Source organism: Mesorhizobium sp. M0028, from assembly GCF_040323855.1.
Lineage (GTDB): Bacteria > Pseudomonadota > Alphaproteobacteria > Rhizobiales > Rhizobiaceae > Mesorhizobium.
On record NZ_JAMYVG010000007.1, the window covers coordinates 196939 to 210393 of the forward strand.

Annotated in this window: 9 protein-coding genes; 4 read left to right on the plus strand and 5 right to left on the minus strand. The window is 63.4% G+C overall.

From position 1 onward, the window contains the following. Positions 1 to 9 precede the first annotated feature (9 nt). A complete protein-coding gene (locus NKJ93_RS16340) occupies positions 10 to 1020 on the plus strand; it encodes a fatty acid desaturase (protein ID WP_352484528.1) in 1011 nt (336 codons plus the stop codon). Positions 1021 to 1103: 83 nt separating this feature from the next. Beyond that, entirely contained in the window at positions 1104 to 1904 is an 801-nt protein-coding gene (locus tag NKJ93_RS16345) for a phosphate/phosphite/phosphonate ABC transporter substrate-binding protein (protein ID WP_352590163.1), read from the plus strand. 109 nt (positions 1905 to 2013) lie between these two features. Here the strand turns inward: NKJ93_RS16345 and NKJ93_RS16350 are convergent, their stop codons facing one another. From NKJ93_RS16350 to NKJ93_RS16370, 5 genes are all read right to left on the minus strand, one after another. Then, on the minus strand, positions 2014 to 3327 hold the full coding sequence (locus NKJ93_RS16350) for a M24 family metallopeptidase (RefSeq protein ID WP_023719948.1): 1314 nt from the start codon (positions 3325 to 3327) through the stop codon (positions 2014 to 2016). 25 nt (positions 3328 to 3352) lie between these two features. Further along, positions 3353 to 4924, minus strand: coding sequence for a glycosyltransferase family 39 protein (locus NKJ93_RS16355; RefSeq protein WP_352495951.1), 1572 nt, complete (start codon positions 4922 to 4924; stop codon positions 3353 to 3355). A gap of 86 nt (positions 4925 to 5010) precedes the next feature. Further along, positions 5011 to 7596: a GcvT family protein gene (locus NKJ93_RS16360; RefSeq protein WP_352590166.1), complete on the minus strand. Its 2586-nt coding sequence runs from the start codon at positions 7594 to 7596 to the stop codon at positions 5011 to 5013. Beyond that, entirely contained in the window at positions 7593 to 8078 is a 486-nt protein-coding gene (locus tag NKJ93_RS16365) for an endonuclease domain-containing protein (protein ID WP_352590169.1), read from the minus strand. Before NKJ93_RS16365 ends, NKJ93_RS16360 begins: the two co-directional genes overlap by 4 nt. A 130-nt stretch (positions 8079 to 8208) precedes the next feature. Next, positions 8209 to 9786 carry a trimethylamine methyltransferase family protein gene (locus NKJ93_RS16370; RefSeq protein WP_352590172.1) on the minus strand — a complete coding sequence of 526 codons (1578 nt, stop codon included), beginning with the start codon at positions 9784 to 9786 and terminating at the stop codon, positions 8209 to 8211. A gap of 210 nt (positions 9787 to 9996) precedes the next feature. Here NKJ93_RS16370 and NKJ93_RS16375 point away from each other — a divergent pair, with 210 nt between their 5' ends. After that, on the plus strand, positions 9997 to 11157 hold the full coding sequence (locus tag NKJ93_RS16375) for an MFS transporter (protein ID WP_352590175.1): 1161 nt from the start codon (positions 9997 to 9999) through the stop codon (positions 11155 to 11157). A 94-nt stretch (positions 11158 to 11251) separates the two neighbouring features. Then, positions 11252 to 13321, plus strand: a complete 2070-nt coding sequence (locus tag NKJ93_RS16380) for a prolyl oligopeptidase family serine peptidase (RefSeq protein WP_352590179.1) — start codon at positions 11252 to 11254, stop codon at positions 13319 to 13321. Positions 13322 to 13455 lie beyond the last annotated feature (134 nt).

A 13455-nucleotide genomic window follows, 5' to 3' on the forward strand; every position in this document is an offset into this window, starting at 1 on the left:
GTCGATAGCATGACGAGCATGGGCAACAGGCGACATGGCGCGGCGACCATCGAATGGCCGACGGTGTTTCTCGCACTTTTCTGCTACGGCGGCTGGCTCGCTACCGGCTTTCTGCTCTGGCCATCCTACCCGCTGTTGGCGCTCGCCCTTCTGGCCCTGATTGCGGCGCTGCAATCCTCGCTGATGCACGAGGCCCTGCACGGCCACCCAACCCGGAACGCGCGGCTCAACGAAGCCGTTGTGTTCCTGCCGATTGGCCTTGTCTGGCCGTTTCGCCGGTTCAAGACCATTCATCTGCGCCACCATGCAGACGAGCGCCTGACCGATCCGCTCGACGATCCCGAAAGCTATTACAAGGCGCTCTGGCAGCACGAAGAGCTGCCGTCGGCTATGAAGTTCCTGCTGAAGGTCAACAACACGATGCTCGGGCGTTTGGTGCTCGGTCCGTGGCTCTCCTGCATCGGCTTCTTCATCGACGACGCCAGGCAGGTTGCCGCGGGCGACAATTCCATCCGCAAGGCATGGCTGCTGCATGCGATCGGCCTCGCCGTAGTGTTGCCTGTCGTGCAGTTCGGCTTCGGCATGCCGTTGTGGCTCTACATACTGGTGCCGGTGTGGCTTGGGCAGTCGCTGATTTCGATCCGCACCTACGCCGAGCATCAATGGTCTGAACATCCGGAAGGCCGCACGATCATCGTCGAGCGCTCGCCGCTGTCCTTCCTGTTCCTCAACAACAATCTGCATTTCGTCCATCACAAGAGCCCGACGGTGGCCTGGTACAGGCTGCCGAAGCTGTTTCGCGACCGCCGCGACGAGTGGCTGCGGATGAACAATGGCTACGCCTATCCGAACTATTTCGCGCTGCTCAAGGCCTATGCCTTCAAGGCGAAGGAACCGATCGTCCATCCCGTGCTGCGGCGCATGCCGGAACCAGGACGCGCATTCAAGCCGCGCGTCAGGGCACGCAGCCTCAATGGGCTTGGCAGCGCACCGGTACCCGCCGAGCCGCCGAAGGAATGATCCTCGCGGCATTGCAGGCGCTGCCGCGCGGGCAACGCTTTCCTGACCTTGTCAATTTCCCTGCATAACGGTCAAATCCCGGCATGAGCGAATTCATTGCGGCTTTGCCGATGTACGACTGGCCGGAAGCGCGGGACGAGGTCGACGCAGAATGGGCGCGGCTGCGCGATGCTTTCAGACAAAAAGGCATCGATGCGCCGGAGACGATTATCCGCCGCAATGGCGATTTGCCCCCGGTGCCTGGCGGTATTCGCGACGATAAGGGAAAACTCATCGCGCCCGATCCGGCGACATTGCCGCCGGACGAACTGGATTTTCACCGGCTCTGGCTGCACCCGGCGCTGCTCTTTGCGCAAACCTGCTGGGGACCGATGGAACTCGGCCTGTCGCAGCGTGTCCACCTCGTCGGCCAGCCGCGCTACGACGCCTTTGAGGGCGGACAGGGCGAACTCTATTCGAGCGCCATCGTCATGAGGGCGGGCGAGGCACCGCCGGCAAGGTCGCCGGCCGACGGCGGCGCCGTCATTCCGCTCGATCAGCTTCGCGGCAAACGTTTCACCTTCAACAGCCTCGATTCCATGTCGGGCATCATCGCGCCGACACGCGACCTGCAAGCACTGGGCGAGAGTTTGGATATCTTTTCCGCGCTGAGCGAAAGCTGGGGGCACCGCGCTTCGATTGTTGCTGTTGCCGAGGGCAGGGCCGACGTCGCGGCGATCGACTGCGAGAGCTGGGCGCTGGCGCAGCGTTTCGAGCCTGCAGCGCAGAAGATGACGGTCGTCGGCTGGACAAGGCGGCGCAAAGGATTGCCGTTCATCACGGCCAGCAGGACGCCGGAAACGATCGTCGCCATGATGCGCGAGGCGATCGAGGCGCTCACATAAAGCGCGTCGCGTCCGGTCGGCCTCATGCGACGCGCTTTAAATTCTTGTTTTACGCATGTCGTTATCGCAAAACCGCTGCACACTTTTGCGCGACATGCATTAGGTTCGCTCAGCCCCCAAGCAGCCGATTGTCGAGCGGATAGGTCGAAAGCTTCTCGTTGCCGGTGTCGGTGATCAGGATCTGTTCCTCGATCTTGACGCCTTCGTAGGCGCCAAGCCTGCCGATGTAGCTCTCGACGCACAGCACCATGCCTGACACAAGCACGCCGTCCGGCGTGTCGTCGGTCCAGTCGCCGGCATGCGGCAATGTCGGGTATTCGTCGGCCAGGCCGACGCCGTGATAGAGCACCCCGTAGCGCGCCGGGAAGCAGTCTCCCGGCGGCACCGACGAGCCCTCGACGAGATCGCGGAAGGATATGCCCGGCCGCATCAGTTCGGTGTTGTGGGCGATCTGGTCGGCAGCGATCTGAAACAGGTCACGCTGTTCCTGCGACGGCGGCGCGTCACCGCAAAGCCAGGTGCGCGACAGGTCGGCGCAGAAGCCGTAAGGACCGATCAGGTCGGTGTCGAAGGCGACGAGATCGCCGGCCTCGATCGTCCGCGACGAACACTCCTGGAACCACGGATTGGTGCGCGGACCCGACGACAGGAGCCGGGTTTCGATCCATTCGCCGCCGCGCGCGATGTTGCCGCGATGGAGTTCGGCCCACAATTCGTTCTCGGAAATACCAGGTCTCAGCGCCTGCTCCATCTCGCCCATCGCCGCCTCGCAAGCGACGATCGCCCGGCGCATGGCAAGGATCTCGTCGGGCGATTTGATCAGCCGCGCATTTTCCATCACCGCCTCGCCATTGCCGGTCGAAATGCCGAGACGGGCGAGTTCCTCGATGCCCTCGGGATTGATGTGATCGACCGCGATACGGCGATTGCCGCCGCCATGTTCCAGTACCAGCTCGGCGATGCCGGCTGCCCAGCGGCGGACTTTTTGCCCGGTCAACTCGCCGCTGTAGAGATACGCCCACGACACCGCCGGCCGCACCTCGTCGACGACGCCGGAATGGTCGGAAAGGTGCTCACAGGAAAAATAGTCGAACAGTACCACCGGCCCATCGGTGGCGACGAAACAATGCCTGGTCGGATTGTGCGCGACCCAGAGCTGCATGTTGGTCGCATCGGTCGCGTAGCGGATGTTGACCGGATCGTAGAGCAGGGCTCCCGCATAGTCGCGGCGCTTCAGCTCGGCGCGGATGCGCTCGAGCCGGTATCGGCGCATGGCGGGCAAGTCAGGAGCGTCAATACCCGCCGCCTGCCACTCGGCTTCCGCCAGCGCACCATAGCCCAGCAGATGCTGGTTGAGTTCAGCGGCCTTCAGCCGCGATTTTTTGCGCAGCGCATCGATCGAGTCCTCCGGCTCGAACGGCATGATCTTGCGATGATGACGGGGCCGGTCAGTCGGATTCCTGTCCACCCTCGACTCCTTCGCCAGCGCCTTCCTTGGGCGCCATGGCTCCTTCCATTCTCTTCAGTCGGACGAATGCGCCGGGCCGGGCGGACTTGTCGGTGCCACGCAACAGCGGAACCATGATTTGCCGCGGTTGGCCGTCCGGCTCATAGCCGGCCGCTTTGAGCTGGTCCAAAATGACCGGCCGCGGATCGTCGTGATCAAGCCAGACGAGTACGGCCGGCCCCCGCATCAGCGTTTCGAAATTAGGCACTTCCTGGTCAAGTGCGACCAGTTTTTCGTCGACCAGCCGCAGGTTGCCGACCCATGCACCGTCGGATATTGCAGTTTTCACCGGTCCGTCCGCGGTCAGTTGGCGATAGAGGGCCGGGTAATCCAAGCGGATCATGCGGGAGAGGCCACTGGTCCCGTTTATCTGGACGTACCAAGTGGCGGGCGCGAGCAACACGGCGATGATCGCTCCAGCCGCGATCACCAGGAGCTGCGCATTCCTGCCGCGCGGCGCCAGCCGTTCCATAGTGGCGACGATGGCCAGCGGCAACATGAACAGGACCGGCAGCAGCCAGCGGTCCTTGACAACCGTCACGCCGGTGGCCAGCACAAGTATTGCCAGCATAGCCAAGCCGAGCGCCAAGCTACGCCACAACAGAATTTCCCTGGCCGGACGTTTCGGGTGCCGCTCGGAGAAACGGAACTTCGCCACCCCGAAGGCCAGCGCGGAAACGAGCACCGGCAAGACCGCGAAATTGAAGGTCCCCATGACAAACTTGCCGGCGCCGACAAAGGCCGCCGCGATGCGCCCTTGTTGCGGGTCTATTCCGAACTTCTCGCCTCTCGACAATAAATCGGCGGGATGCATGAGGCTCCAATAGGTGGTTGGTGCCAGCACCAATATCGCGACCGCTATGCTGATTGCGAACTTTGGATCAAGGATGGCGCTGCGCAATTCGCGCAGCGACAGCGCTGCCGCAACAAGGGCCACCACGAGGAAGACATCGTTATACTTGGCAAGAATTGCCGCCGCCGTGGCCAGGCCAAACGCCGCATAGGCAATCATGCTACGCCGCTCGAGAAGATAGGCCATGGTGAGCAGGAGCAGCGAGCAGAAGCCGACGACGGCGACGGAATGCGACAAAGCGCGCTGCGATTCCCAGACGACCTGCGGGATCGTAAACAGGCCGAACATGGCCGCCGCCGCTGTCGCCTTGGTGTAGCCGAACCGCCGCATGGCGGCGAACACGCTGCAGGCGGCGAGGAACAGCACTGAGTATTTGACGAGCTTCAGCGTGAAGATACTGGTGCCGAAAACATGCGCGGCCAGCCAATTGATCCAGGTGTAGAGAGGTGGTTGCGAGCCGCCATATCCAGCCCAGAGATACGGTACATAGATCAGCTGCTCCGCATCGTCGATGCCGACGCCGGTTCCCGCCCAAGAGCTCAACAGGGACAGTATGATGGTCTGCAAGGCAAAATAAGCCGCGACCATGACGATCGCCGCCGGGAAGGGGCCGATCCGTCCCTCGGCCAGCCACTCGGCCCATTTCATGTCGTACTTCAAGGAAGTCTCATCGCCCCTGCCGGCACAGTTGCCGGCTGGGCTAGCATGAAGAGCGTGCTCCGCACAATGCGACCGGCTGGCTGCACCTACGTTCGCATCTTTTCGCCACTCGGATCGAAGGGCGGCTCGACGTTGATGCGCGCCGACCGCCGGTGTCCAAGGATCTCGATCTCGAACAGCCCGGCGCTCTCGTTTTCGGCAAGCACTGCCGGTACGTAGCCTTGCGCCATCGACTTCTCGACATAATGCGCATAGCCGCCGGAGGTGACCCAGCCGACCACGCGCCAGTTGCCGTCGACAATACCGCGCACGGCAGACGCGCCTTCAGCGGCGTTCGAGCCGCGCACTTCCTTGCCGCCCGCGTCGAAGCGCGGCGCGCCATAGCCATGCGGCTTTTCTACCGTGCCGAAATCCTTGTCGCCGACCTTGGCCCAGATCGGCTCGTCGCCCATGACGTCGGCATCCGCAGCATCGACGATAAAGGAAACGCGGCGCAGCTTCGGCCCTGCCGCCTGTTCCTTGGCCGCTGCCTCGCGGCCGATGAAATCGTTCTTCTCCAGCTTGATAAAGCGGTCCATCGAACCTTCGAACGGTCCGTAGATCGGACGTAGCTCGCGGAACCAGGTCGGAAAGTTCTTTTCAAGCCGCATCGAGAGCAGGGCGCGCATGCCGAAATCAACAAGTCCGAACTCTTCGCCGGCCTCCTTGATCGCCTTGTAGACCAGACGCTGATAGGCCGGCGCCATCCAGATCTCATAGCCGAGATCGCCGGTGTAGGTGATGCGGTTGACCATGCAGGGCGCGCCGCCGACCGCCATCTCGCGGAAATCCATGAAGCGGAAGGCCTTGGTCGAGATGTCGACGTCGACCAGTTTCTGCAGCAGGTCGCGCGATTTCGGCCCGGCGATGGAGAGGCCAACCAGCGTCTGGTCGAAGCGGTGGATGCGCACCTCCGACGCCCTTGGACCGTCCTTCGGCAGATGCTTCTCGAACCAGCGCATGTGATATTTTTGCGCGGCCGAAGAACCCCAGATCATGAAGCGTTCTTCGCCCGCCTTGGCGATGGTGAAGTCGCCGATCAGTCTGCCGAACTCGTTCAGCATCGGCGTCAGCACGATGCGGCCGGTCTTCGGCATGCGGTTGGTCATCAGCCGGTTGAGGAAATCCTCGGCCCCAGGTCCGGAGACTTCGTATTTGGCGAAGTTGGCGATCTCGGTGACGCCGACCCTCTCGCGGGTGGCGCACACTTCCTCGCCGATCGCGCCGAAATCATTCGAGCGGTGGAAGGACACGATGTCCTTCGGCTCCGAGCCTTTCGGCGCGAACCAGAGCGGGGTTTCGAGACCCCAGCTGTCGCCCATGACGGCGTTGTTGGCGAGCATGGTGTCGTAAAGCGGGGTCGTCTGCGCCGGTCTTGCCGCCGGGAATTCCTCGTTGGGAAAGCGGATGGAGAAACGGCGCGAATAATTTTCGCGCACCTTTGCGTTGGTATAGCGCAGCGTTGCCCATTCGCCGAAGCGCGCAACGTCCATGCCCCAGACGTCGAAGCCGGGGTCGCCATGGACCATCCAGTTCGACAGCGCCAAGCCGACGCCGCCGCCTTGGCTGAAGCCGGCCATGACGGCGCAGGCGCACCAGAAATTGGTCAGGCCCTGCACAGGGCCAACGAGCGGGTTGCCGTCGAGCGCGAAGGTGAAGGGGCCGTTGATGATCTGCTTGATGCCGGCTTTCTCGATGCCGGGAAAATGCTTGAAGCCGATCTCGAGCGACGGCGCGATGCGGTCGATGTCGGGCTGCAGCAGCTCGTGGCCGAAATCCCATGGCGTGTTGACCGGCGACCACGGCTTGCAGGCTTTTTCATAGGTGCCGAGCAGGATGCCGTTGCGTTCCTGGCGGGTATAGATCTCGCCCTTGAAGTCGAGCACGCCGATCATCTCGCGCCCGGTCGACTTGTTGAATTCCTCGACCTCCGGCATCGGCTCGGTCAGGAGATACATGTGCTCCATCGCCAGCACCGGCAGCTCGACGCCGACCATGCGACCGATCTCGCGCGCCCAAAGGCCGCCGCAGTTGACGACATGCTCGGCTTTGATCGTGCCTTGCTCGGTGACGACGTTCCAGGTGCCGTCGACCTCCTGCGTCAGTTCGACGACGCGGTTGCGCAGCACGATCTCGGCGCCGAGCTTCCGGGCGGCTTTGGCATAGGCGTGGGTGGTGCCGGAAGGGTCGAGGTGGCCCTCGACTGGATCCCACATAGCGCCGACGAAATTCGTCTCGTCCATCAGCGGGAACATCGCCTTGGCTTCGGACGGCGTGATCAGTTCGGTGTCCATGCCGAGATAGCGGCCCTTGGCATGGGCGAGGCGAAGGAAGTCCATGCGCTCTGGCGTGTCGGCCATCATGACGCCGCCGGTCAGGTGCAGCGAGCAGGATTGGCCGGAAATCTCCTCGATCTCCTTGTAAAGCTGCACCGTATAGGCCTGCAGCTTGGCGACGTTGGGATCGCCGTTCAGCGTATGAAAGCCGCCCGCCGCATGCCAGGACGAGCCGGAGGTGAGCTCCGAACGCTCGATCAGCATGATGTCGGTCCAGCCGGCCTTGGCCAGATGATAGAGCACCGAGCAGCCAACGACGCCGCCGCCGATAACAACCGCTTTTGCATGAGATTTCATGAAGATAGTTCCGTTTTTGAAGAGATTGAATCGAGTGAGCGGGGCGCGAAAACAAAGCGGAGATCGAATACAGCGATGTTTTCGGCCAGCCTGCCATCAAGCGCGGCAAGAATGGTTTCACAGACGGAAGTACGATGTTTCAGGACGTCATGGCTCCAAAGACGCAGGATCGAGTAGCCTTGGGCGCGCATGAAATCATCGCGGCGGCGGTCATATGAACTGCCGGCGTGCTGTTGTCCGTCGACTTCAACAACAAGCCATTTTTCGCGGCAGACAAAGTCTGCAAAAAAGGCGCCGATGGAGAACTGACGCGTAAAGCGATAGCCGCCAAGCTTGCGCGCCTTTAGTTCAGGCCAAAGCAGTGCTTCGGCCTGATTGCCTGCTTGCCGCAGGCTACGCGCTCGCTGGGTTGTGCCTGTTTTGCGGCGGCTGCGCGTTTCATGAACGGCTTCCCCCACTCCGTCGCCGCTTCGCGGCGCCACCTCTCCCCCCTCCGGGGGGAAAGGAAGGGCGCCAACTGGAATCGTTTCGCGCCCTTCCTCTACCCCGTCGATCGGGGGAGAGGTGTCGAGCGAAGCTCGACGGAGTGGGGGTCGACTACTCATCAGATGATCAGAAATCGGTCGGGGCGCCGCCTTCGGCCCGGCGCTTGTCGACGAAAGCATTGAGCTCCTCGCGGATCGCCGGGTCCATATAAGGCTCTTCATAGGAGGCCAGCCGCTCCTTCCAGACGCGATTGGCTTTTTCGAGCGCGGTCGGTGACCCAGCCTCCGCCCAACTCTCGAAATTGCGCCAGTCCGAAATGATCGGCGCATAGAAGGCGGTCTTGTAGCGGTCCTGCGTGTGCTGGGTGCCGAAGAAATGGCCGCCGGGGCCGACCGACTGGATGGCGTCGAAACCGAGCGCCTCGTCGGAAAGATCGAGCGGCGTCAGGAACTCGGCGACCATCTGCAACAGGTCTATGTCGAGGATGGTCTTCTCATAGGAGCAGCGCAGGCCGCCTTCGAGCCAGCCGGCGGCATGCATCATCAGATTACCGCCGCCCTGGATGGCACCCCACAGCGAGAACACGCTTTCATAGGCGGCTTGCGCGTCGACGGTGTTGGCGGCGCAGGTGTTGGAGGTGCGGTAGGGGATGTTGTAGCGGCGGGCGAGCTGGCCGCCGACCAGCTGCGCCTTCATATATTCCGGCGTGCCGAAGGCCGGCGCGCCGGACTTCATGTCGACATTCGAGGTGAAGCCGCCGTAGCCGACAGGAGCGCCCTTGCGCACCATCTGCGCGAAGGCGATGCCGGACAGCGCCTCGGCATTCTGTTGCACCAGCGCGCCGGCAATCGTCACCGGTGCCATGGCGCCGGACAGGGTGAACGGCGTCACGACGACCACCTGACCCTTGCTCGACATCTGGATGATGCCTTCCATCATCGGCACGTCGAGCTTGAGCGGCGAATTGGTGTTGATGATGGTGAATACCGACGGCTCTGCGAGCAGTTGCTCGTGGCTAATGCCACGTGCGATCCTGGTGATCTCGATGCCGTCGACGTTGCGCTCCTTGCCGAGCGAATAGATGTGGAACATTTTGTCGGTCAGCGTGGCGAGGTCACGGATGCATTCGAGGTGTCGCACGGACGGATGGATGTCGATCGGCTCGACCGGATAACCGCCCGTGCAATTCAATATGTTGTGCATCTGCGCAAGCTTGAGAAAGTTGCGGTAGTCCTGCTGGTTGCCCGGCCGGCGGCCGCGGTCGACGTCGGAGCAATTGGGTGCCGACGCCATCATCGAGATGATCAGATTATCGCCACCGAAGCGCACATTATGCGCCGGGTTGCGGGCGTGGATGGTGAATTCCGGCGGGCAGTGCGCAACCAGTTCCAGGATCATGTCGCTGTCGAAGCGCACCCGCTCGCTGCCTTCGCGGACATCGGCGCCATGCGCCTTCATGATGCGCCGGGCTTCGTCATGCAGCACGTCGACGCCGATTTCCCGCAGCACCCGCAGAGAGGCGAGGTGGATGGATTCCAGCTCGTCGTCGGAAACCAGCCGGGTCGGCGTCAGCGGGTTCTTCAACTGGCGAAACGGCGGCTGCTCGAACACCGCCGATCCGCCGGCACGCTTCCCCGCGCGGCCGCCGCGACGGGCGCGGTCGTTTGCCAGTGCCGGTTCGGCGGGCTGAAGGGCGGCGGTCATGATAGTCCTCGTACGCTGCGGCAATGCGGCGGCATAATGGACTGCCGGCCGTCCGGCCATTGCGGAGGCGGCGACCACTAGGACGAGGGAAGCGACATGCCCTGGGGGCAGCCGGCGGGATCGTCAGCCTCTTGATCGCGTTCCGGCTGGCGCAAGCGGTTTTCGGTGCCGGTGCTTACTGCGACGGAACCGAAACGCTAATCCTGCATCATGGACCGGGCGGAACAGAACAGCGGCGAGGCAGTGCAATGGGCGGCGATCACCGGCGTGATCGCGACTGTCTCGGTGTTCGCCATTGCGCAAGGGCTGAGCTACCCGCTGTTGAGCTTCATCCTGCAGCGCCAGGGCGTCTCGCCGGCCATGATCGGCCTGTCGGCGGCAATGACGCCGATCGGCTTCATCGTCTCCTCGCCGTTGGTTCCAGCGCTGGCGCGCCGTTTCGGGGCCGGGCGCACCGCGCTTACTTGCGCGGCACTTTCCGCGCTGGTGCTGGCGCTGATCGGCTGGACGCAAAATGTCTATCTGTGGTTTCCGCTGCGCTTTTTGATCGGTGGGGTCACCAACCCGCTCTACGTGCTGAGCGAAGTCTGGGTGATTGCACTGGCGCCGCCAGCACGCCGCGGCCGCGTCATGGGCATCTATTCGACGATCATTTCGGCGGGCTTTGCGGCGGGGCCGCTGTGCCTGCTTGCGGTCGGCACCGTGGGATGGCCGCCGTTTCTGGTCGGCATCGGCGCATTCCTGTTTTGCGGCGCCTGCCTTGCCTCGGTGCTGGCACGGCTGCCGAGGGTCGACGAGAGCGGGCACCGGGTTTCGGTGCTGGGATTCGTGCCGCAGGCGTGGCTGCTGTTGTCGGCGGTCGTGGTGGCCGCCGGTTTCGAACAGGCAGTGCTCGCCTTGCTGCCGGTCTACGGAACGCATTACGGCATCGCCGAAGCGCGCATGTCGGCGCTGCTGTCGGTGATGATCGCCGGCAACATCGCTATGCAGGTGCCGCTCGGCCTGTTGGCGGAACGACTGACGGCGCGGCTGGTGCGGTTCATCTGTGTGGCGGTGACGGTGCTCGGATGCGTGCTGTTGCCGGTTCTCATCGAGACGCCGCTCATATGGCCATGCGTCTTCATCTGGGGTGCGGTTTCCTACGGCATCTACACGATGTCGATCATCGAGCTCGGCGAGCGGTTCACCGGCTCGGCGCTGGTCGCCGGCAACGCCGCCTTTTCGCTGATGTGGGGCGTCGGCGGCATCGCCGTGCCGCCGCTGGCGGGCGGCGCCATGGATGTTGTTGGCGCAGGCGGCCTGCCGCTCACGCTTGGCGCCATTTGCCTGGCGCTGGGGCTTGTAACGGTCATTCGAAGGCGGATGGTGTGAATGCCTGAAGTCGCCGTTCTGACGCAATGACTTGAATATTAGCGGCCCCGTGTCGATCTTGGCGATGCCGACGCCCGACTCAACCGGAGACCTCATGACCAAATTGAACAGCCAGGCCCAACCGGATCCGGCGGCCGAAGATCCCTTCCTCTGGCTGGAGGGCAGGACTGACCAGCGAGCGCTCGACTGGGTTCATCGCCAGAATGAAATCACTGTCGCCGAATTGCAGGGTGACCCGTCCTACCAGGCAACGTTCCAGACCGCGCTCGACCTGATGACGGCCGAGGATAACATCGCCGTCGGGGCCGCTATCAACGGCCATGTCTATAATTTCTGGCAGGACCGCACGAACGTACTCGGCCTCTGGCGGCGCACCACCGTCGCGTCCTACAAGACCGACAAGCCGGATTGGCAGACGATCATTGACTTCGACAGTCTGGCGGCGGAAGAGGGGGTGAAATGGGTGTTCAGCGGCGCCAGCCGGCTTTACCCCGATTTCAGCCGCTGCCTGCTCAGCCTGTCGCCGGATGGCGGCGATGCCAGCGAGATGCGCGAATTCGATATCGAAAGCAGGTCCTTCGTCGAGGGTGGCTTTCGTGCTCCCGCCTCGAAATCGAACTTCAGCTGGCTGGACGAGGACACGGTCATCGTTTCCGCCGCCTTCGAGGAGGACGACATGACCCAGTCCGGCTATCCGCGCGTGGTCAAGCTCTGGCGGCGCGGCACGCCACTGGAAGCGGCGATGCCGATCTTCGAGGCGCTGAAGCAGGATCTCGCCGCCGGCGGATCCGTCGAATTCGACGGTGACAGGCGCCACGTCTTCCTGGCCCGGACGCTCGACTTCTTCGCCTCGCACAGTTTCCTGCGGCTGCCTTCTGGCGAGAACCGGCGCATCCCGTTGCCGGACGACGTCACCGATACGGCGCTGTTCAAGGGCCAGCTTGTCTTCGGCGTGCGTACCCCGTGGACGGCGCCGGACGGCACGCTGTGCAAGCCCGACGGGCTCTATTCACTCGATTTCGAGCGCTGGATCGAAACCGGTCTGTTCGGATCCATCGATATCGTGCTCGAGCCGGCGCACCGTGTCTCGATCGCCGGCATCGCCCGCACGCAGGCCCGGCTGTTCATCAATTTGATGGACAATGTGCGCGGCAAGGTCATCGCCGGCGAGCGCAGCGACAGCGGCTGGGAGTTCAAGCCCGTTGCATTGCCCGAAAACGGCAATGTCGGCATCAGCCATGCCGAGCATTTCGGCTCCAGCGTCTCCTTCTCCTTCACCGATTTCCTGACGCCGAGCTCGATCATCTGGTCGGACGATAATGCCGCGGCGCTGGCAACGGTGAAGTCGCAGCCGGCGCGCTTCGATGCGTCGTCCCTGGTCTCCGAACAGTTCGAGGCGCGCTCGAAGGACGGCACGATGATCCCGTACTTCGTCGTCAGGCGGCGCGACCAGGACGGGCCGGTGCCGACATTGCTTTACGGCTATGGCGGCTTCGAAGTGCCGCTGCTGCCCGGCTATGCCGGCGTGCGCGGCAGGCTGTGGCTGGAGAAGGGCAATGCCTATGTGCAGGCCAACATCCGCGGCGGCGGCGAGTTCGGCCCGAACTGGCACCAGGCGGCGCTCAAGGCCAATCGCCAGAATGCATTCGACGATTTCGCAGCGGTGGCGCAAGATCTGGTCAAACGCGGCATCGCCACACCGGCCACGCTGGGCATCCAGGGCGGTTCGAACGGGGGCTTGCTGACTGGCGTCTCGCTGACGCAACGCCCGGAATTGTTCGGCGCGGTGATCATCGACGTGCCGCTGCTCGACATGCTGCGTTACACCGAGCTGCCGCCCGGCGCGTCATGGATGGCCGAGTATGGCGATCCGGCGAAGCCGGAAGAGGCAGCTTGGCTCGCCTCCTATTCGCCCTACCAGCATGTAGACACGGATGCAGCCTATCCGCCGGTACTGCTGACGACCTCGACTGCCGACGACCGCGTCCATCCCGGCCATGCCCGCAAGATGGCGGCGCGGCTGCAGGCGGCGGGCCATGGCAAGACGCTGTTCTTCGAAGAGACCGAGGGCGGGCATGGCGGGCGCGGCGATCGGCGGCCGCAGGCCGCACAGGCGGCGATGAAGTACGTCTTCCTGCAGCGGGCCCTGACTGGCACCAATTGACCGACATCGCTTGACCGGTACGGCTTGAACTGAGGGCTGGAGGCAGCCTAAGGTACATGCATGGCTCGGCTGGCGAAATCGGGGTGCGCATTTGGGGTGGCGGTGACGCCGTCGCCGCGCACGCTTCGCGCCGA

Coding starts and splice junctions, on each gene's coding strand:
- NKJ93_RS16370 (WP_352590172.1), bottom strand. CDS start 9,786: ATGACCGCCGCCCTTCAGCCCGCCGAACCGGCACTGGCAAACGACCGC.
- NKJ93_RS16375 (WP_352590175.1), top strand. CDS start 9,997: ATGGACCGGGCGGAACAGAACAGCGGCGAGGCAGTGCAATGGGCGGCG.
- NKJ93_RS16360 (WP_352590166.1), bottom strand. CDS start 7,596: ATGAAATCTCATGCAAAAGCGGTTGTTATCGGCGGCGGCGTCGTTGGC.
- NKJ93_RS16345 (WP_352590163.1), top strand. CDS start 1,104: ATGAGCGAATTCATTGCGGCTTTGCCGATGTACGACTGGCCGGAAGCG.
- NKJ93_RS16350 (WP_023719948.1), bottom strand. CDS start 3,327: ATGCCGTTCGAGCCGGAGGACTCGATCGATGCGCTGCGCAAAAAATCG.
- NKJ93_RS16380 (WP_352590179.1), top strand. CDS start 11,252: ATGACCAAATTGAACAGCCAGGCCCAACCGGATCCGGCGGCCGAAGAT.
- NKJ93_RS16340 (WP_352484528.1), top strand. CDS start 10: ATGACGAGCATGGGCAACAGGCGACATGGCGCGGCGACCATCGAATGG.